Origin of the sequence: Mycobacterium sp. SMC-4, from assembly GCF_050205565.1 — a bacterium.
Classification (GTDB): Bacteria; Actinomycetota; Actinomycetes; order Mycobacteriales; family Mycobacteriaceae; genus Mycobacterium.
Window position 1 is genome coordinate 55,738 of sequence record NZ_JBNMQU010000002.1, and the last position, 19,686, is coordinate 75,423.

General features: G+C 65.8%; 22 protein-coding genes. 4 read left to right on the forward strand and 18 right to left on the reverse strand.

The window, feature by feature from the left end:
- Positions 1-27: 27 nt before the first annotated feature.
- The 13 genes from ACQI46_RS04990 to ACQI46_RS05050 all read right to left on the reverse strand — a co-directional run bounded on the left by ACQI46_RS04990 (position 28) and on the right by ACQI46_RS05050 (position 12,057).
- Positions 28-792, reverse strand: a complete 765-nt coding sequence (locus ACQI46_RS04990) for an enoyl-CoA hydratase/isomerase family protein (RefSeq protein WP_427092869.1) — start codon at positions 790-792, stop codon at positions 28-30.
- Positions 789-2,243, reverse strand: coding sequence for an aldehyde dehydrogenase family protein (locus ACQI46_RS04995; protein ID WP_427092870.1), 1,455 nt, complete (start codon positions 2,241-2,243; stop codon positions 789-791). The genes ACQI46_RS04990 and ACQI46_RS04995 overlap by 4 nt, the downstream gene beginning before the upstream one ends.
- A 43-nt stretch (positions 2,244-2,286) precedes the next feature.
- Positions 2,287-3,486 carry a CaiB/BaiF CoA transferase family protein gene (locus tag ACQI46_RS05000; RefSeq protein ID WP_427092871.1) on the reverse strand — a complete coding sequence of 400 codons (1,200 nt, stop codon included), beginning with the start codon at positions 3,484-3,486 and terminating at the stop codon, positions 2,287-2,289.
- The gene (locus ACQI46_RS05005) at positions 3,483-4,226 is read right to left on the reverse strand and encodes a gamma-glutamyl-gamma-aminobutyrate hydrolase family protein (protein ID WP_427092872.1); all 744 of its coding nucleotides are present in this window, start codon (positions 4,224-4,226) and stop codon (positions 3,483-3,485) included. The genes ACQI46_RS05000 and ACQI46_RS05005 overlap by 4 nt, the downstream gene beginning before the upstream one ends.
- Positions 4,223-4,942, reverse strand: a complete 720-nt coding sequence (locus ACQI46_RS05010; RefSeq protein WP_427092873.1) for a substrate-binding periplasmic protein — start codon at positions 4,940-4,942, stop codon at positions 4,223-4,225. The genes ACQI46_RS05005 and ACQI46_RS05010 overlap by 4 nt, the downstream gene beginning before the upstream one ends.
- Entirely contained in the window at positions 4,939-6,156 is a 1,218-nt protein-coding gene (locus tag ACQI46_RS05015; protein ID WP_427092874.1) for a cytochrome P450, read from the reverse strand. Before ACQI46_RS05015 ends, ACQI46_RS05010 begins: the two co-directional genes overlap by 4 nt.
- Positions 6,153-6,974 (reverse strand): enoyl-CoA hydratase/isomerase family protein, encoded by an 822-nt coding sequence (locus ACQI46_RS05020; RefSeq protein WP_427092875.1) that lies wholly within the window; start codon positions 6,972-6,974, stop codon positions 6,153-6,155. The genes ACQI46_RS05015 and ACQI46_RS05020 overlap by 4 nt, the downstream gene beginning before the upstream one ends.
- A complete protein-coding gene (locus ACQI46_RS05025) occupies positions 6,971-8,461 on the reverse strand; it encodes an aldehyde dehydrogenase (protein WP_427092876.1) in 1,491 nt (496 codons plus the stop codon). The genes ACQI46_RS05020 and ACQI46_RS05025 overlap by 4 nt, the downstream gene beginning before the upstream one ends.
- Entirely contained in the window at positions 8,458-9,180 is a 723-nt protein-coding gene (locus ACQI46_RS05030) for a gamma-glutamyl-gamma-aminobutyrate hydrolase family protein (protein WP_427092877.1), read from the reverse strand. The genes ACQI46_RS05025 and ACQI46_RS05030 overlap by 4 nt, the downstream gene beginning before the upstream one ends.
- A 1-nt stretch (position 9,181) precedes the next feature.
- Entirely contained in the window at positions 9,182-10,516 is a 1,335-nt protein-coding gene (locus ACQI46_RS05035; protein WP_427092878.1) for a glutamine synthetase family protein, read from the reverse strand.
- Between the two features lie 26 nt (positions 10,517-10,542).
- Entirely contained in the window at positions 10,543-10,737 is a 195-nt protein-coding gene (locus ACQI46_RS05040) for a ferredoxin (RefSeq protein WP_427092879.1), read from the reverse strand.
- A gap of 231 nt (positions 10,738-10,968) precedes the next feature.
- The gene (locus tag ACQI46_RS05045) at positions 10,969-11,397 is read right to left on the reverse strand and encodes a nitroreductase/quinone reductase family protein (RefSeq protein ID WP_427092880.1); all 429 of its coding nucleotides are present in this window, start codon (positions 11,395-11,397) and stop codon (positions 10,969-10,971) included.
- Positions 11,398-11,451: 54 nt separating this feature from the next.
- Positions 11,452-12,057, reverse strand: coding sequence for a TetR/AcrR family transcriptional regulator (locus ACQI46_RS05050; protein WP_427092881.1), 606 nt, complete (start codon positions 12,055-12,057; stop codon positions 11,452-11,454).
- Between the two features lie 106 nt (positions 12,058-12,163).
- Here ACQI46_RS05050 and ACQI46_RS05055 point away from each other — a divergent pair, with 106 nt between their 5' ends.
- Positions 12,164-13,099: a metal-dependent hydrolase gene (locus ACQI46_RS05055; RefSeq protein WP_427092882.1), complete on the forward strand. Its 936-nt coding sequence runs from the start codon at positions 12,164-12,166 to the stop codon at positions 13,097-13,099.
- The gene (locus tag ACQI46_RS05060; RefSeq protein ID WP_427092883.1) at positions 13,092-14,237 is read left to right on the forward strand and encodes a hypothetical protein; all 1,146 of its coding nucleotides are present in this window, start codon (positions 13,092-13,094) and stop codon (positions 14,235-14,237) included. The genes ACQI46_RS05055 and ACQI46_RS05060 overlap by 8 nt, the downstream gene beginning before the upstream one ends.
- Here ACQI46_RS05060 and ACQI46_RS05065 read toward each other — a convergent pair whose 3' ends face one another.
- The gene (locus tag ACQI46_RS05065) at positions 14,238-14,858 is read right to left on the reverse strand and encodes an FKBP-type peptidyl-prolyl cis-trans isomerase (protein ID WP_427092884.1); all 621 of its coding nucleotides are present in this window, start codon (positions 14,856-14,858) and stop codon (positions 14,238-14,240) included. It abuts the gene before it with no gap.
- A 48-nt stretch (positions 14,859-14,906) separates the two neighbouring features.
- Entirely contained in the window at positions 14,907-15,638 is a 732-nt protein-coding gene (locus tag ACQI46_RS05070; protein ID WP_427092885.1) for an IclR family transcriptional regulator, read from the reverse strand.
- 56 nt (positions 15,639-15,694) lie between these two features.
- On the opposite strand from ACQI46_RS05070, the gene ACQI46_RS05075 reads away from it, so the two are divergent.
- A complete protein-coding gene (locus ACQI46_RS05075; protein WP_427092886.1) occupies positions 15,695-16,678 on the forward strand; it encodes a TauD/TfdA dioxygenase family protein in 984 nt (327 codons plus the stop codon).
- A gap of 21 nt (positions 16,679-16,699) precedes the next feature.
- Here ACQI46_RS05075 and ACQI46_RS05080 read toward each other — a convergent pair whose 3' ends face one another.
- Positions 16,700-17,140, reverse strand: coding sequence for an MOSC domain-containing protein (locus ACQI46_RS05080; RefSeq protein ID WP_427092887.1), 441 nt, complete (start codon positions 17,138-17,140; stop codon positions 16,700-16,702).
- Between the two features lie 58 nt (positions 17,141-17,198).
- Between ACQI46_RS05080 and ACQI46_RS05085 the strand changes: the two genes are divergently transcribed.
- Positions 17,199-17,681, forward strand: a complete 483-nt coding sequence (locus ACQI46_RS05085) for an SRPBCC family protein (protein WP_427092888.1) — start codon at positions 17,199-17,201, stop codon at positions 17,679-17,681.
- Here ACQI46_RS05085 and ACQI46_RS05090 read toward each other — a convergent pair.
- Positions 17,650-18,396: a cutinase family protein gene (locus tag ACQI46_RS05090; RefSeq protein ID WP_427092889.1), complete on the reverse strand. Its 747-nt coding sequence runs from the start codon at positions 18,394-18,396 to the stop codon at positions 17,650-17,652. The two genes, ACQI46_RS05085 and ACQI46_RS05090, sit on opposite strands and share 32 nt — an antisense overlap.
- Positions 18,397-18,452: 56 nt before the next feature.
- The gene (locus tag ACQI46_RS05095; protein WP_427092890.1) at positions 18,453-19,673 is read right to left on the reverse strand and encodes a PucR family transcriptional regulator; all 1,221 of its coding nucleotides are present in this window, start codon (positions 19,671-19,673) and stop codon (positions 18,453-18,455) included.
- Between the last annotated feature and the right edge of the window lie 13 nt (positions 19,674-19,686).

Sequence of the window (19,686 nt, forward strand, 5' to 3'; positions counted from 1 at the left end):
AAACATTAAAATATGAAGTTAATAGTTTTATGTCGTCGATGTAACGCTTTTCGGCGAATTCATCGCCGCCAATCGCCTGTCGGTCAACGTCTTCCGTTGCCGCGCCCCTTCGTACGCCGCGGCCGCGGCGGACGACATCTCGGCCGTGACGGCAGCGCTGGCCTTGATCAACCGCGCCAGTCCGGCCGCGCGACCGGCGCGCCGAGCCAACGCCAAGGCCCGGTTCTCCACCTCGTGGTCGGGCAGGGCCTCGGCGGCCCATCCCCTTTCGGCGAACGCGGCTCCGGACAACGGCTCGTCGAGGATGGCCATCAGCGTTGTCGCTTCCCGGCCGCCCAGCCGCTCTAGCATCTGCAGATGGGCGCCGCCGGGATGGATGCTGTTGGCGACGAACATCGAACGCAGGTACGCGTTGTCCGCAACCACCCGAACATCGGCAGCCAGAGCGAGGTTGAGCCCTGCGCCGACAGCTGCGCCACGCACCGCAGCGATGATGGGGACCCGGCTGGTGCGCATCACCTCGAACAGCTCGTACACATCGCTGATGTCGGCCGTTGCCTGCGGTTCACCGCAGCTGACAGCATCCAGCAGATCGCGGTGAGCGCCGGCACAAAACGCTTCGGGGGTGCCGGTCAGGATCAGCGCACCGACCTCCTCGTCGGCGTCGACCGCACGCAACGCGGCCAGGAGCTGGCGGGCGCTGTCTCCGGTGAGGGCGTTCTTGCGTTCCGGGGCACACATCCGCACCACGGCGACGCCGGGGGCCGGGTGCTCGATCATCACCTCGTTCATGACAGCCAACTCAGGTGCGCGGCGCGGGTCTTGGTGTAGAACTGCGCGGCCGCGCCGAGCTCGGGGCTACCCAGTGCCGAGGCCTTCGCGCCACCGAAGGGCAGGTGCGGTTCGGCGCCGACGGTCGGGCGGTTCACGTGCACCATGCCGGTGTCGGACTCGTGCACGAAACGCTGCGCAGCGACCAGGTCTCGGGTGTAGATCGATGCCGAAAGCCCGTATTGCACAGCGTTGTTCAATGCGATGGCCTCATCGAGGCTGTCGAACTCATGCACCGACACGACCGGCCCGAAAATCTCCTCGTGCATGGCGGCGCCGTCGTTGGGCGCGCGCAGCAGGGTCGGCTCCATGAACCAGCCGTGGGCGTGCTCGCCGGCGGTCAGGAGACCGCCACCGCAAATCACCTTCGCCCCGTCGACCAGCGCGGCCTCCAGAGTCTCGCGAGTGGCCGAGAGCTGCTGCTCGGAAGCCATCGGGCCGACGGTGGTCCTCTCGTCGAGACCCGGCCCCACGACCAGTTGTCCCACCGCGTTTTCGAGCCGCTGTTGGATGTCGTCGATGATGTCGCGATGGGCGAGCACCCGGCTGCTCGACGTGCAGCGCTGGCCCGATGTGCCGTAGCCGCCGACCATTATCGCCGCGATCGCCTTGTCGAGGTCGGCGTCGGGCATGACAACCAGTGCGTTCTTGCCGCCCATCTCGCACTGCACCCGCTTGCCGTGGCCACTGGCCTGTGCGGCGATGCGCAGTCCGACCTCGGTGGAGCCGGTGAAGCTGATGCCTGCCACCGCGGGATGGGACGTCAGGATCGGTCCGACGACCGATCCACTGCCCAGAACCAGGTTCAACGCCTCGGGGGGTACGCCGGCCTCCAGGTAGACCTGGACCAGGAGCGTGGCGCTGAGGGGGGCGATCTCGGCAGGTTTGAACACCACCGCATTGCCGAAGGCCAACGCCGGGGCCAGTTTCCAGTTCGTGATCATGGCCGGGAAGTTCCAGGGGCAGATCAGACCCACGACCCCCAACGGTGCGCGGAACGTGTAGGCGAATTCGCCCACATTGGCGAGGTTGGCGGTGTACCCCTCCTGCTGGCGGGCCGTGGTGGCGAAGTAGCGGGTCTGCTCGACCATGCGGCCGGCCTCCACTCGCGACTCGGTGATGGGTTTACCCATCTCCAAGGTCACGGCGCGCGCGAAGAGCTCCCGCCGCGCGTCCATCAGATCCGCTGCCCTGTCGAGAACCTGGGCGCGCTCGAAAGCCGGCGTCCTGGACCAGGCCTGGGCGGCCGCCGCGGCCGAATCGATCGCCTCCGTCATGTCGGCGGCATCGGCGGCGGGCACCGTCGCAACGGTCTCGCGGGTGTCGGCGGGGTTGGTCAGCTTCCATGACTGCGCTGAGGAGCGCCACCGCCCGCCGATGTGGTTTAGCGGGGTGGGGGACGTGTCGGCCATCAGGTGAAGTCCTTTCGAGGGATGTGATTTCGGGCGGGTGCTCTCACAGCACGCCGGCGGCACGCAGCGCGGTGACCTCGTCCTCGCGGAGGCCCGCGTGTCGCGCCAGGACACGGCAGGTGTCGGCGCCGACTTCGGGCACCTTGCCGGTGCCGGAGTCGATCCCGGGTCCGGTCAGGCGTGAGGTCAGCAGTCCCGGGTATTCCTCGGTGCGGTTGAAAATCCCGAGTTCGTGGGTGGCGGGGTCGTCGACCATGTCGGCGACGGTGCGGATCGGCGCGCCCAGCAGCCCAGCGTCGAGCAGCTTCGCAGTCAGCTCGTCGGTCTTGAATTGCGAAGTCGCCTTGGCTATGGCGGATTCCACCCGGTCACGTTGGCGGACCCGTCCGGCGTTGGTATTCAAGTCCGGATCGTCGAGAAGCTCGTCAGCGCCGATCGTCTTGCAGAGCGTGGGCCACATCCGGTCGTTGACCGTGCCGGTGATGACGTCGCCGTCGGCGGTGGGGAACCCGCCGTAGGGGACGATCGAAGGATGGTGGGAACCCCACCGGCCGGGCACCTCACCGGACACGCTCACCGAGGCCACGAGGGTGCCGAGCACCCCGACTGCGGTCTCATACAGAGAGGTGTCGATGTGAGTGCCTGCTCCGGTGTCGCGGGCGACCCCGACGGCAGCGATGATCCGACCGGCCGCGGTCAGTCCGGTGGCGATGTCGGTCATCGCGATGCCGAACCGAACCGGTTCGCCGTGCCGCGAACCCGTCACGCTCATCAGGCCCGACATGCCCTCGACGACGATCTCTGTGCCGGGGTAGCCGGCATAGGGACCGCTGCGGCCGAACCCGGAGATCGAGCAGGTCACGACCGAGGGGTTGTGCGCGGCCAGCGAATCGTGATCGAGCCCATAGCGTTCCGCGACGCCGGGGCGGAAGTTCTCGATGACAACATGGCACTGCGTCACCAGACGGTGCAGCAGCTCGCGTCCGCGCGGATCAGTGAAGTCGACTGCCACCGAGGCCTTCCCACGGTTCAGGGCGGCGAAGTAGGCGCTGATTCGGTCTTCGTCGTCGATGAACGGCGGACCCCAGGACCGAGTGTCATCACCGACCCCCGGCCGTTCGATCTTGATGATCTCGGCGCCCAGCTCGGCGAGGAACTGAGTGCAATACGGCCCCGACAGGATTCGGGTGAAGTCGAGTACTCGGACCCCGGCCAGTGGGAGGTCATGCCCGGCCGCGCTCATCGGCTGACTCCAATCGTTGTCTTTTCGGTTTGTTCGACGAAAGCCGCGAACAGCTGATCCCGCGCCTGCGGGTCGGCGTCGGCGTGTTCGGGATGCCACTGGATGCCGACAATCCACTCACTTTCGTCGGCCGATTCGATGGCCTCGACTATCCCGTCGACCGCGGTGCCGGTGACGGCGAAACCCTCCGCTACGCGGTCGATGGCTTGGTGGTGACCGGACTGCACCGTCAGCACGGTGGACTGCAGGATCCGGGCAAGCCGCGAATCCTGGGTCAGTGTCACCTGTTCCGGCACGAAAATGGTCTCCGCAGTCGGTCCGTGATGCGGTTGCCAGTTGAGAATGTCCGGGATGATCGATCCGCCGTACGCGACGTTGATCACCTGTGCGCCGCGGCAGATCCCGAAAATCGGCAGACCGGCCTCCCGCGCCCTGCAGACCGCCTCGATGGTGTAGTCGTCGACGACGCGGTCGACCCCGTACAGCCCCGGTTGGTCGGCCGGCAGGCCGTACAGCGTGGGGTCGATGTCCCCGCCGCCGAGAAGAATCAGACCGGCGACGTCACGCAGCGCACCGGTCATGTCCGGGAATGGAGGATGCGCGGTGTCGACGAACCGGACCGTGCAGGACCGTGATTCCAGGGCCTGCCGTACCTCGCGCTCAGCTGCGATCGCCAGCTTCACGAACGGCGGCGGCAGGCTGCGATCGTCGGCAGAGCCGATGACCAGAACGGTGCTCATACCGGTTCTCCTGCATGGGCTTCGGCGAAGGGGTACTGAAGTCCGGGAAGCCAGCGAACCCAGGCTCGGCGCACCGCACCGACGGCGAACGCCTGCGCCAGGGCGCCGTCGAGCTCGTCCAGCACGCTCGGATTGTCTTTCGCCACCGCCATCGCCCAGCGGTTGCCGGTCGGCACCGAGAACGCGATGTCCAGGTCGTCGGCAGTGGTCAGTGGCTGCAACGCCACCTCGTCATCGACCACGGCATCGACGTCGCCGCTGCGCAGAGCTGCGACGAGCTCGCCGAGAACGTCCTCACCACTGGCGGTGAACGGCACCACCTCGGCCCCCGTGAACGTCTGGGCCAGCGCGATGTTGGTCGAGTCGGCGATCGCGAGCACGCGTTTGCCGGCCAGATCCTGCGCGGAGGTGATGTTCTCTCCACGGCGGACCAGCACCGCTTCGTCGAACACCGCGTAGGGCCGGGTGAACGACACCAGCTCTGACCGGTGTTCGGTGATGCCCTGTCCGCACAGGATGGCGGCACCGGCACCGTCGTTGAGCGCAGGAATCATTTCCGACCAGGGCAGGTAGATCCACTCCACCCGACGTCCGGCCGCCTCGGCCACGGCCTGTGCGACGTCGACCTCGTAGCCGACGCGCGGCGTCTCGGCGGTCTCCTTGGTGAACAGCGGCGGAGACTCGATGTTGACGCAGATCAGGCGCAACGGAGTCATTCGGCAGCCGCTCCCGGGGTGAAGGTGATCGGCAGTACCGACGGGCCGGTGTTGCCACTGTCGGGCAGCCAGCGGTCACCGGGTGCGCGTCGCGGTGATGTGAGTCGTTGGGCCAGTAGCGGCAGCGCTTCACTCATGTCGCTGCGGGCGATGAAGTGGCCCAGGCAGTGGTGGATACCGCCGCCGAAGCCGAAGTGTGTGCGCCGCTCCGCGGTGATGTCGAACGACACCTCGGCGCCGTCGGTGTCGTCGGTGCCGGCCAGCGCACTGAGCAGGTGGATGGTGGTGCCCTTGGCGATCTGCACACCCTGGAACTCGAAGTCTTCCAACGCTTCCCGAGTGACCCAGGTGACCGTCGGAGCCACCCGCATGACCTCTTCGACGGCGGCGCGGCCCAACTCGGGTTGCTGCGCCAGCAGCTCCCACTGGTCGGGGTGGTCGATGAAAGTGGTCATCGCCAAGCTGAGTTGATTACGGGTGGTGTCCATGCCGGCGAAAATGATGTTGACTAGCGCCGTGCGTAGTTCTTCGCGCGTCATCGTGGAATCATCCTGGGCGGCCCGCACCAGTGCGGTGGCGAAGTCGTCGCGCGGATTGGCAGTGCGATCGACGATCAGCGCATCGGCGTAGCCGTAGAGACCGGCCATCGCCTCCTCGATCTTGTCGAAGTCCTCGCGGATGGTGACACCCAGCGCCAGTCCGACGACCGAGGACCAACTGGCGATGGTCTTCCACTCCGTCTCCGGGATGCCCAGCAAGATCGAGATCACGCGTGCCGCATAGGGTTCGGCGAACTCAGCGACGAAGTCGCACTCTCCACGGTGGACGAATTCGTCGATCAGTTCGTTGGCCAGAGCCTGGAACCGAGGGACCAGACCGTCGATCAACTTCCGCGAGAAGGCCGGGTTGTGCAGGCGGCGTAACCGGGCGTGGTCGGGGCCCTCGTAGTTGATCAGGGTGGTGCGCCAGAACTGATGGAACAGGCCGCTGGTCACACCGTTCTTTTCCGGCCAGGCGTAACTACCCTGCCGCAGGCGACGGTCTTTGAGCAGCTTGTTCATCTCGCGGTAGCGCAGCACCGCGAGACCGTAGGGTGTGCGCGCATACCAACTGCCGGCGCGCGCGGCGCGGGCCTCTTCGGAGTGCATGGAGAAGTTCGGGTCCGACATATCCAGGAATGGCCCGTCGGTGGTGGTCTGGGCGGTCATGCTCATGCGGTGGCTCCTTCGTGACGGATTTCGGTGGTAGGCGCGGCAGAGGCAGCGGGCCAAACTGGCGGGCGTTTCTCCGAGAACGCCGCAAGGCCTTCCTGGTAGTCCTGCGAGCAGGCCGACGCGCGCCAGTACCGGTCCTCACACAGCAGTGCGTCGGCGAGTGGAAGATTCTGCCCGTCGCGGAGTGCCGACTTGGCATTTCGTTGTGCCTCAGAGCTTTTAGACGCGATGGTGGTGGCCAGGCGCAGTGCTGCCGCTTCGGCGTCCGCGGCGTCGAGGACGTCGAGGAAGCCATAGCGTTGCGCCTCGTCGGCATCCAACCGGCGCCCGGTGAAGATCATTTCGGCAGCCCGGCCGTTACCGATCTTTCGGGGCAGGAGCTGCGTGCCGCCACCGCCGGGGATGATTCCGACACCCGTTTCCGGAAATCCGACCACGGTGGTGGGATCACCGACGATCAGGTCGCAGGTCAGCGCCAGTTCCGCTCCGCCGCCGAGGGCCATCCCGCGCACGGCCGCGATAGTCGGCATCGAAAGGTCGAGCAGCGCCTGTGTCGCCGCCGTCGAGTCTCGGCGCGCCTCCATCAGCCCCCTTTCGTCGAGGGTACGCCGCTCTTTGAGATCCGCACCGACACAAAAGAAATCCGGCATCGAGGAACTCAGGACGGTGACGCGGACGGCAGGGTTGTCGTTGAGTGCTTTCGCGGCTCGGGCAATGCGGGCGGCCTGATCGCGGGATAGCGCGTTTCGGGCGCCGGTCCGAGTCATCATCAGATGGGCGATGCCGGCCGCGTCGATGCGGATGTCGACGCCGGTCACAGCTGAATCCAGGTGGTTTTGAGCTGCGAGTACTTGTCCAGCGCGTGCAGGGACTTGTCCCGCCCGAAACCGGACTGCCCGTAGCCGCCGAACGGCACCGAGACGTCAGCGGCGTCGTAGCAGTTCACGAATACCGTACCCGCGCGGATGGCACGCGAGACACGGTGAGCCGTAGAGAGGTTCGTCGTCCACACCGACGATGCCAGGCCGTAGGGGGTGCCGTTGGCGATGGCGACGGCTTCCTCAGGGGTGTCGAACGGCAGCACCACCAGCACGGGTCCGAAAATCTCAGTCTGCGCGACGACCGAGTTCGGATCTGCTCCGGTGATCACGGTGGGCTGCATGTAGCTGCCACCGGGGATGACTTCGGCGCGCTCGCCACCGGTGACCACCTGGGCGCCGGCCGCCCGTGCCGCCTCGACGTGACTCAGGACTCTCTGCAGGTGGCGTTCCTCGACCATCGCTCCGAGGTCGGTATCGGGGTCGAGGGGGTCGGCTGCCACCATCTTCTGTGCTCGTGCCACCACCGCGTCGAGCAGTTCGTCGTAGCGTGCCCGATGGACGATCAGCCGGGAGCCTGCCGAACAGATCTGGCCCTGGTTGAAGAAGATCCCACCGGCGACCCCCGCCGCGACCGTGTCAGTGTCCGGCGCGTCGGCCATCACCAGCTGAGGGCTCTTGCCGCCTAGTTCGAGCGCGACCTGCTTGAGGTTGGTGTCGGCCGCGTCGCGCAGCAGCTGCCGCCCAACCGGCCCGGACCCGGTGAAGCACACCAGGTCGACGTCGCGATGGCGGGCCAGACCGCTCCCCGCGGTCTCGCCCAGGCCGGGCACGACGTTGAGCACCCCGTCGGGCAGCCCGGCTTCGGCGGCGAGCTCAGCGAACCGCAGCGCGGTCAGCGAAGACAACTCGGCCGGCTTGAGGACCACCGAATTACCCATTGCCAGTGCCGGAGCCAGCTTCCAGGCGGCGAGCATGAGTGGGAAGTTCCACGGCACGATGGCTCCGACCACTCCGACGGGTTCGCGGGTGATCATCGACAGCACGCTGGGGTCGCTCGGTCCGACTTCGTCGTAGCGTTTATCGATCGCCTCGGCGAAGAAGTCGAAGGACTGCCTGACCACGCGCATGTCGACATTCACAGCGTCGGAGACGGGCTTGCCCATGTCCAGGGACTCGAGTAGCGCAAGCTCGGCACTGTGTTCCTCGACCAGACGAGCCAGCCGCTGCAGCACCATGCGACGCTGACGAGGATGTTGATCGGCCCATCGGCCGTCTGAGAACGCCGAGCGCGCTGCCTCGACCGCCCGGTCGACGTCAGTACCGTCGCACGCCGCGATCTCGGCGATCACCTGCCCGTTGCGGGGTGACACGCTGGGGAAGCGTTCGCCGCTCGCAGCGGGCACGAACTCTCCGTCGATGAATGCATCCACCCGGGTGATGACGGTTTCCGCGGCGTCGATGTTGGCCTGCAGCGTCGTGTTCATGAGGGGGCTCCTGTCAAAGTCTGCCGGGCGGGCCATCTCGCCGGGTCAACGACGGCGTCGAAGAGCGCTTGTTCGTACTCGGTGGTCTCGGCGTCATCTTCGGGGTGCCACTGCACGGCCAGCACCGGGCTGAAGCGGTGCTCGACAGCTTCCACGCAGCCGTCGACGGCACGTCCGACCACCCGCAGGTCGCGTCCCAGCCGGTCCACAGCCTGGTGGTGACATGTCGACACCGACGGTTCGGGCGTCCCCATCACCTGCGCCAGCAGGGAGTCCTCGTCGAGGGTGACCGTGTGAAAGCCGTGGCCGTGTTCGACGTCGCTTGTTGGCAGATCCGTGTGCAGCGTGCCGCCGAGGGCGACATTGAGCACCTGCATCCCGCGGCAGATCGCCAGGGTGGGAATGCCTTTGGCGACGACATCCCGAGCGATCCGCAGGTCGACGACATCGTGAACGCGGTCGAAGGGGCCGTGCTCGGGATGCACGTCGGCTTCGGCTCCGTAGCAGGTCGGGTCGATATCGCGGCCGCCCGGCAAGACGACCCCACTGAAGTGGTGCAGCGGGTGGCGGTGATCGGCGTGAACCGGTGGTAGCAGGACAGGTTCTCCACCGGCGCGGTAGACGGCTTCGGCGACTTTCTGGGAGACAACCATCCCGTGGAGGCGCAGCCCGTCGACCTTCGGTGAGCGCATGGCAGCGATCGCGATCAGTGGGCGCATGTCATTGCCCCACAGTCAGATACATGTCGCGCTCCCAATCGGTCACGGCGCCGCAATACCGCGCCCACTCGTCGCTTTTGAGTGCGATCAGCACGCTGGAGAGTTCGGGGGTAAGCGAGGCTTTGACGAACTTGCCCTCGGCGAACAACTGGACCGCTTCCCCGAGAGTGCGGGGGATGGTCTGTACACCGACGCTGTCCGGGTCGGTCTCATTGTTCAGTCCGTCTTCGATCTGGGAGAGCAGCAGCGCATGAGACAGGTACGGGTTCACCGCGGAGTCCGGGAGCTTGTATTCCAGGCGGCCGTTGCCGGACAGTCGCACCGTGCAGGTTTTGTCCTCCATGCCCCAATCGATCTGGGTCGGTGCGAACTGTCCGACATCCCAGTAACGCTTGTAGCTGTTCACCGTCGAGCCCATGACGACCATCGACTCGGTGGCGTGGGCCAGCAGCCCCCCGAGCGCGTGGCGGGCGATTGGCGTGAGGTGCAGGTCGCTGCGGCCGGGTTCGCAGAAGGCGTTCACGCCGTCGCGCCACAGACTGATGTTGTGGTGACAGCCGGTGCCCATCACGCCGGGGGCAATCTTCGGCATGAATGACGCCGTGACGCCAAACTCCCGAGCGACCTGCCGGCAGATCATCCGGTAGGTGACGAGGCGGTCGGCGGTCAACTCTGCGGAATCGAACATCCAGTTCAGTTCCAACTGACCGGCGTCTTCGTAGTCGCCCTCGATCATGTCGAGGCCGAATTGCGTGGCATAGCGGATCAGCTGTTGATAGATCGGTCGCATCCGTTCGAGTTGCTCGAACTCGTAGGACGGGTTTTCGCCGGGGCGACTGTGTACCTCCAAACCCTCACCCAGCCAGGTCATTTCAGGTTCGCAGCCGGTACGCAGCTCCAAGCCCGTCCGCTGGCGGAACTCCTCGTGAACCCTCTGGAGGTGACCGCGCGGGTCCGCGGCGAAGGGCGCGCCGCCGATGCCGGGCCGATGGTCGGGCTCGTACAGGGTGCACAGGAACCGTGCTGCCTTGGGATCCCACGGCAGCACGGTGAACGTGTCCATGTCAGGGATCGCCTGGAACTCCGGCGCGGCCGGGCCTCCACCGAGCAGTTCGCCCGACAGCGACGTGTGAAAGTCGGCGACCGCTGAGCGGTGCATCAAGATGCCGTTCTCCAAGTTGCGCGCCAGCTGGCGGGCGGGGGAGATCTTGGCCATGAGCTTCCCACTCAGGGTCACCACCTGGTAGTAGATGGTCTCGACCCCGGCATCGACGGCGTCGGCGATCTGGTCCGGTACCCGGCTGTTGCGTTCCTGGTGATCGCTGAGGGCGGTCATGGGCTGACTCCTGTCCTGGCGTCTGTTCAGCGGTCTTGGTTGAGGAGAATGGCCTGGGCAGGGCAGACGTCGGCGGCGTCGAGCACTTCGTCAGCGTGGGCGGCGACCTGGTCCTCGTGGAAATGCAAGGTGCCGTCGTCGCCGATCTCGAAGACGTCAGGCGCGGAGATCGCGCACTGGCCGTGGTTTTCGCAGCGGGTCCAGTCGACTGAAGCGTGCATCGTTCCTCCTGGCGGCTTGTGTCATAGACGCGTGAGCTGGCCCGAAGTGAGCTGGACCACCTTGTGGCGAAAACCTTATACTTCATATGTTTAATGTCAACTGGGGCGCGAAGGGTTTACGCGCCAGAAACAACGACAATCGGCCGCACGTGCGTGTCGGCGAACTGTCGTGTGGCGCTGCTTAAAACCCGCTCAGTCGCACGAGTGTGGCGAGCCCTCAGGACGCACGCGTCAGACGCGCTTGAGCGCGAGCACCGGAATGGTGCGGATGCCCGAGGTCTTCTCGGCGTACTCGGCGAAGCCGGGATAGCGGCGGGCCTGCTCGTCGTAGATGCGGTCCCGGTCGGCACCGGTGACCTCGGCGACCGACACGGTGAGTGTCTCGGTGCCGAGTTCGATCTCGGCACTGCCGGCCGCCGTGAGGTTGTGATACCAGGCCGGGTGCGTGGGGGCTCCGGCCTTGGAAGCGAACACGTAGATGGTGTCGGGATCGTCTTCGTCGGGCAGGTACATCATCGGTGTCACGCTCGGCTTACCGGTCTTTCGACCGGTGTGGTGGACGAGCACCATGGGCGCGCCCTCGAAGTTCCCGCCGACCCGTCCGCCGTTGGCACGGAACTCCTTGATGATCTTCGTGTTCCAGTCCTCAGGTGCGCTCATCGGGCGTACTCCTTCGTCGCTGGTGGGTTCCGTCGGCGCCGGTGATTCATCACGCTACTCCTGCGCCAGGATCGCACTGCCGAGCCAACGCCGCAGGAAGCGGCGCAGGTCATCGTGCGAGCGCGCAGGATCATTCGGCGCGACGAAAAACGACAGCATGGTTCGCAGAGTGAACTCGATCAGGTCGCGCAGCGCCGCGTCGTCGTAGCCGTAGCGCGGCCAATCCACGTCGAAGCGCGTGATCATTCGCATGCCGAATTCCTGTGCCAGCTCGGAGGCCACCTCGCGGGGTCGCGCGGCCGAGCTCGGTACCGACAGCAGGATCGCGAGGTGCGGGATGTCGGTAACGGCATCGAGGGTGAAGAGGACGCCTTCGGTCATCGCCTCGGCCGGGTCGTGGATGCCACGAACGTGCTCGGCGAGCTGGTCGAGAAATCCGTCGACCGACGCGATCGCGGCGGCGCGCATGAGTTCCTCGGCGGTGGGGAAGTAGCGATAGACGGTCTGGCGGATCACACCGAGCGATTCGGCGACGTCCGCGATGGTGATCGCCGAGCCGGTGGCGGCAATCAAGTCCACGGCGGCGCCGACGATCCGCCGCGTGGCTTCTTCGTCGGTGGCGGGCGGATCACCGCTCCAACCTCGGCGTTTGCGGGCCATCGTGGCTCGACGCTAGCACGGCGTTGACTGCACACCGCCGGGTGCATAATCATACAAACAACCGCTGGACTGTATGATTACTTTATCGAGCACCGGGAGGACCGGTATGACCGAGTTGATAGTGCGCAAGCTGCGATTCGCCTTCGCCAACCACCACGTCCCGTTCGTGTGGAACGAGGCGAACCCGGCATTCTCCGCGATGGCCAACGCCGTGTCGTTTCTGGCCATCGGATTCGAGAAGATGATCGGCAGCATGATTCCCGAGGCGATGCCGCACATCACGGATCCGGCCGTCGCCGAGGAGGCCGATGCGTTCGTCCGGCAGGAGGGTCAGCACGCGATGGCCCATCGGCAGCACGCCAAAGGGCTGATCAAGGCGTACCCGGGCCTGAAGGAGACACTCGACAAGGTCGTCGGCGCCTATGACGACATGACTGCCGATACGCCGTTGAAGTACCGCTTGGCGTACACCGCCGACCTGGAGGCGACGTTCACCCCGGTGTTCAAGCTGATGCTCGACCACGACGACACGTTGTTCGCCCCCGGAGATGACCGGGTGGCGTCGCTGTTTTTGTGGCACTTCGTCGAAGAAGTCGAACACCGCAGTTCGGCGTTGATCATCTACAACTCCGTGGTCGACGACCCGTGGTACCGAATGCGCGTCGCTCCGTCGATCTTCAAGCACGTGATGGGCATCATCCGGTTGGTCTCGGAGGACTTCAACAAGCACGTCCCGCTGTCGGAACGCAGGGTCGACGCGATGTCGACGTTCCGCATCCACCGGCGCAAAAAGGCATTGCTGCAACGCCTTCCATTTGTCGATGCTCCCTACGACGGACCGTTCGCGAACGCGTTCAGCGACCTGCCGCTGCGCGAGCAGCTGGTCGCGCTCAACGGCGTTGTGCGCAGCCAGATCCCGGGCCACGACCCCACGCACGAGAAACTCCCCGCGCTGGCACAGGTGTGGTTCGATCGCTATGAGGCCGGCTACGACGTGACCCAGTGGTACACCGCGGACGAAAGCGATTCGCTCCATGTCTGATCTGTGCACGCCGACATTCGCCGATCTCGCACAGCGGCTTGGCTTCTCGTGTGAAGCCGCCGGGGGTCTGGTCGAAATCCGCAATCCCTTCGCGTTGGAGAACTGGACGCTGCCGGTTCTGGAGCTCACGGTCGTCGTCGGTGCCGTGCTGGCGCTGGTGTATGCGATCGTCCGGTTCCGCCGGCACAACGATCCGACGAACATCGTGCTCTGGTTCGGCGCGATTGCCTACCTACTGATCATCGAGCCGCCGCTGTACTTCCCGTCGACCTTCGGCATCGCCGACTACGTCGACACGATGTTCGCCCACAACGTCTTCACGGTCGAATTCCTCTGGGGGCGACTGCCGCTGTACATCATTGCCATCTATCCGATGATGGCCACGATCTCCTTCGAGATCGTGCGAAGCCTCGGAGTTTTCCGCCGCTACGGCACCCTGGTGGGGGCGGTGTGCGTGGGGTTCGTCCACCACGCGTTCTACGAGATCTTCGACCACCTCGGTCCGCAACTGCGGTGGTGGGAGTGGACGCTGGATCATCCTTTCGCTCTGCCGTTCTTCGCCTCGGTGCCGGTCTCCAGCGTCGTGGTGTTCGCAGCGCTGTGGCCGATGTCGCTGGCGTTGTGTGTGCAGTTCTTCGTCGGACGACATGTCGACGACGGCAGGACCTTCACCGGCGCGCAGATCATCGGCCGCACCATCGTCGTCGGTGTTCTCGCGTCCATCGGTACCGCGATTCTGCCCCTGCCTGCGACCGCTGCGGGCGGGATCGCCGGCAGCACCACCGTGGCGGGCGTGGTCTATGTCATCGAACTGGTGATCCTGTCGTGCGTAGCGGTGCTCGCGTTGTTCACGCAGTGGCGCCGCGGGAACTACCCCGGCTCTGGGCGCGTCGGCTACAACAAGGCGGTCATCGGCTACGCCGCCGTGTACCTGGCGGTGATGGCGGTGCTGTGGATCAGCGCGCTGCCTGACTACTTCGACGCCGTCGACGGCTTCACCGCCAACGGTGACCCCGTCGGCAGTCTCTGGTACGCCGTGCTGTGCTTTGTGGTCGCGGTGCTGAGCATCGCCGCGACGGTGACGAGGGTGCCCCAACCCGCGGAGGTGCCGGCAGGCGGTGGGGTCGGAATCCGCTAGTCAGCTCGAGGCTGCGAGGATCCTGATCGCGAATACGAGCGTGTCGCCGGGCTGGATGCCGGCGGCGGGCTGGCCTTGGGGATAGCCGTCCTCTGGCGCCATGGCCACGGCGACACTGGATCCGACTTGTTGGCCGGCAATGGCTTTCCGGAAACCCGCGATGACACCGTCGAGCGGGAAGTCGACCGGGGTCCCGACTTCGTAGGTGCTGTCGAAGACAGACCCGTCGCGTCCGTTGACGCCGGTGTAGCACACCATAACCGTGGCCGTATCCGCGATCACCGGGCCGTCCCCGGGCTGCAGCGTTTCCACTTGCGTTTCGGTGACGCTGAACGGGGCCTGGATGTCGATCGCGGGACCGGCCTGGTCAGTGGGTCCGGTGACCGCGACGCTGCCCGTCGCGCCGGTCAACGTCCACTCGGGTTCGGCGTCACCCGGCGCAGCGACCATGGGACAGTTGCCGGTTTCGTCGGCGGTTTCAGGCACGGGCGGGAGCCACGCGTCGGCCTGAGAGGACGTGCTGGGCGACGGGGTCGCCGGCGCGTCACCATCGGAACCGCAGGCCGTCAGCGCGAGGACGATGGCAGTACCCGAGGCCAGCAATGTCACGGGCGTTCGCATGCGGGTGAGGTTCACGAGGGCCGAGGCTACCTCTAGCGGTGCGTCGCTTCACCGGGTGGTGCGCATGCCCCCGTGTGACAGCCGGTTCGCCGCCTGACGCACCAGTTCGGACAGACGAGGGTGCGCGTCCGGCGGCATCCGCTCGGCCGGTCCGCTGATCGCCACCACGCCGATCGGCCGATCTTCGACGTCGAACACCGGCGCGGCGATGGTCATGGACGGCGTGTTGACTTCATTGCTGGCCGCGTAGCCGCGCGCACGGCAGTCGTCGAGGACGGCCTGGAAGTCCGCATCGGGGCGTTCACCGAGCAGCTCGATCTGACGTTCAATGGTCAAGTAAGGCAACAGAATCCGACCGGACGCGCTGTCACGTGTGGGTACTGTGGCGCCGATGCGCGGCACCATGCGCAGGGCTTGCCGACTTTCGGCCACCTGCGAGACGACGAGCTGCGGACCGTCGGGTTCGTTGAAGATCGCGGTCTCACCGGTCTGCAACGCGAGCTGTTCGAGCTCCGCCTGAATGCGATGCCGCAGGTCGGCCTTGGCGCTCGAACTGTGAGCGATATTCAGGATGCGTGACGTGATCTCCCACCGGGTGGTCTGCTCGTCGCGCGCCTGGATCCACCCCTGTTCGGCAAGCGTCACCAGCGCGCGCTGCACGGCACTCTTGTCGATTGCCAACATCCGCGCCAGTGCGGCGACTCCGACGGGCTGGTTGGCGGCCACGGCCTCGAACACGGTCAGGACGCGTGCAGCCGTGGAGCTTGCCTTGACGGCCATCCACTCACCTCGTTAATGTATTAGATAGTGAGTCACTATATCATATATTGATATAAATGGTCCGATCCGAGGAGGAACCGCTGATGTCTTCGATCCACGTGCGCCCGCTTCGAGAAGACCTCTCGTTCGGCGCGCGAATCACCGGCGTGACACATATGGCACTGCGCGATCGGCAGGTCCGTGATCGTCTACGGCGGGTCTTCCACGAACGGGGGATGATCCTGTTCGAGAACGTCGAACCCGACGGTGAACTCCAGGTGGAGATCAGCAAGGTCTTCGGCCCGCTGAAAGACCATCCGGTTCCCACCGTGCCGCGGGCCGGGGGAGCCTTGCACCCCGGTGTCATCGAGATCGGGCAAGGTCCCCGTGAGGGCAACATCGTGGAGATCGACGGCAAGGAGGTGACTTCCTGGCTGCCTTGGCATTTCGACCACTGCTACAACAACAAGCTGAACTTCGCGGGCGTGCTGCGCTGCGTGACCGGTGTCAGCGAAGGCGGTGAGACCGGATTCGCCGACGGCATCGAGCTTTACCGGATCCTGTCGCCGGAATTGCGGCGCCGGATAGAGGACCGCAATGTGCTGTACAGCTTGAACCTGCGCTTCGCCGAGATGCGATTCGGCCTGTCCGAAGGATTCCGCGAGGTCCAACCGCACGCGGCCTTGCAGAGGACCATCGATTACGGCAAGAAGCTTCCGCGCGCCGTGCATCCCGCCGTGTGGACGCGCGAGACCGGCGAGAAGGTCCTGCACGTCTCACCATGGATGGCCGAGGGTATCGAAGGCGACGAGTCAACAGAAGGCGACGAGCTGCTCGAAGCGGTGTGCGTAGAGATGTTGGCCGGGATCAATCCGTACTTTCACAAATGGCGACCCACCGACATGGTGATCTGGGACAACCTGCGGATGCTGCACGCCGTCAGCGGTCACGATCCGAACGAGCCGCGAATCATGCACCGCACCACCATCGAGGGCGACTACGGCTTGGGGTACTTTGAGGGCAACGTCCAGGGCGAGAAGATCCTCGAGATGACGGTCTGAATCCCTTCTCTGCCAGCGAGATCAGGGTTCGACAATCAGGGGTTCCACCTCGTCGCCGACGCGGATGGGCCCCGACGTCAACACCCGGAACACCGAACCACCGCGCCGGTGCATTGCGGCCGCGGCGCCGGGTGCGATCCAGTCGTCCAACAGCCGACACGGTGCGGCGACCCGCACCACCTCGAGTTCGACGTCGCCGATCTTCAATCGCTCGCCGGGCTTGGTAGGGATGTCGCCGGCGTCGACGGTCAGGTTGCGTCGGGTGGCCCCTGGATCGATGTCGTGTCCAAGATCGGCGGCCGCGCGGACCAGCAGTTCCCGTGACTGGATGGTGACGTGCCGGTGCTTGGCACCGTGATATCGGTCGCCGATCAGCCCCTTGCCGGCTTCGGCGTCGACCGCGGGAACCGAACGGGTCGGAATTTTCCGTCCCGGAGCGATGTGGATGGCGACGATTCGCACGCTGAGCCAGTGTAGGCGCGCACGATGAGTTTCTGCCCCCACCCAGGTCGGTATCGGTATGACAGACGAATTCATGACAAGTGTGTGCACCATCGATGCCCCGGCCCAAGCGGTGTTCGCGGTGCTGGCCGACCCCACCACCCATCAGGCGATCGACGGCACCGGGTGGGTGCGGGAATCGATCGACGGTAAACCGCTGACGGAGGTCGGTCAGATTTTCCGAATGGCCATGTACCACCCCAACTTCGACGGCATGCACTACGAGATGGCCAACCGCGTCGAGGTGTTCGATCCACCACATGCGGTCGCGTGGCTCCCCGGCCAAGGCGATGACGACGCACACGTGGATTTCGGCGGGTGGACCTGGCGCTACGACCTCGAGCCGATCGGCGACTCCCGGACGCAGGTCACCCTGACCTATGACTGGTCGGCAGTGCCGCCGGCGATTCGCGCGGAGATCGAGTTCCCACCGTTCGACCGCCGGCATCTGGACAATTCGCTCGGGCACCTCACCGAGATCGTCGCTGCGAGGTCAGCGTAGCTGTACCGGCGCGTGCAAGTTGACCGGCGGCGAACGACGCCGCTTGGTCGGCCATGCCGTTTTGGGCGTATTGCTGATGCGCCGCACTGGAACCCGTGGCTGGAGCTCCTGAACAAACGGTGTCCCCGGGAGCGCACAGTTCCATGGCTCTGGCCGCATAGTAGGGGCCCACATCGATGGCGGGTGCACGATATTTCGTTGCGGACCAACCTGCCGGCATGCCGAACAACACCACTGCGGCAACGTTGTCGGCGACATCGCCGGGGATCGGCGGGGGAGCGGCTTCCGCAGGCACGTCGGCAGGCACGACGCCGGAGGTTGTCAGGGCCGTCACCACGGCGCCCTGTGAGTAGCCGCCCAGAATCATGCGGGTGTTCGGGCACGCCGAAACGACACTGCGTAGGTGCTGCGTCTCATCACGCATGCCCTCGACGACGTTCATGGTGAAGGCAGTACCGCCACTGAAGTTGCTGCTGGCCGGATAGTTGACGCCGTGGACACCGACTGTTCGCGGAACCACCTGTGCTCGGAGTGAATCGACGAATCGCTGGCCGACTCCACCGACGCCGGGGGGTTCGGCGGTGCCGCGGGCAAACACCACCCCGATGTCAGGACACGGCTGCGATCCCGCCACCGGGATCATGATCGGCAGCGCGGCCAGAGCCAACGTCGCCGCTCCGGCCAGACGCCCCGCGATATGCCAGCCAGTCGTCATCGATGCCCCCGTAACACTGGGCAAACTATGTCAGAGACGCAGGACTGACGTCGGTGTTACGGCGGATCCGACGTGCCGACCTGATCGGGGACCGCGAGGGCTACGGTCAGCTCCGCCACGGCACGGGGGTTCTGAAGCTGCTCACCGTACAAGTCGCGCAATTGACGCAGCCGGTAGCGCACCGTAGAGGGTGACACGTACAGGTCGGCGGCGATGTCATCCCGTCGTCCGTGATGGAGCAGCCAGGACCGCAGTGTGTCGGCAAGCCGCTCGCGGGTGGCGGGCGGCAGATCGGCCAGCGGCGCCAAAGCACGTGACCGTAGGTCGGCCAGGGCTTCGGCATCGGCTCCGACGATGAGTTCGACGAGGAACTGGTCGGTGTCGATCACCGCCGATCGAGTAGGCAGTATCTCCGCTGCGCGCAGCACTCGTCGAATCGAGGAATGCACCCGCATCCATGGTCTCGCGGGCCCGACGACCGCGGCGGTCATCCCGATCGACTGGAGAAACGGTGCACGGGCTCTTCCGCCGACATCGGAGACCAGGAATATTCGGATATCCCGTGGGAAGTCGATGGCGTCGTCGGGCACCTCCAGCGTCCGCGGATCGGCTGTGATCATTCCGCCGCCCTCGTGGTGCTCGTTCGGGAGCGCGACGGCGGTCAGCGTATGCGGGGGAGCCCATGACGCCGACTCAGCGGCGAGTCGCAGGTCGTCGGCGGAGACGTCCCGTAACAGTGCGCGCACCAACCGCTCCCGGTGACGTTCCCGCGCCAAACCCAGCCGCGCCCGCTCGTCCGCGTGGCCGGCGACGCCCGCCGCCGAGATTCGATCCAGGTACGCGAACGACATCTCGGCGAAGACGCTGATCTCGTCGCTCGCCACGCCATGGCGAACAGCCAGCGCAGACCACTCACGCCAGATCTCGCGGGCGCCGATCCGGTATGCCGCCAACTGCACTTCGGTGGCCCGGCCCTGTCGGGCTTCGCGACGGCCGAAACCCTCAGCAGTGTCGAGAACTTCCCGCATCGACGTCGCCGATCCGGTCGGATCGGCCGCGCCGCGAAGCTGTTCGACCAGCGCGGTCAGCAGTTGATCCGCCGATGCGTAGATCACGGGTCGCCACGACTCCTGTGCCGCCTGTGCGAATGCCGGAACCTCGGCGATCACCGCTTCCACCATCCGGTCCGCCAGCGCCGGCAATCCCGCCCGCATGGCTTCCAGCGTTCTCGAGGGCAGCTGCGGAACCCTCGTCTCCCCGGGCGGTGCACTCGGCATGAGTGGCGATCAT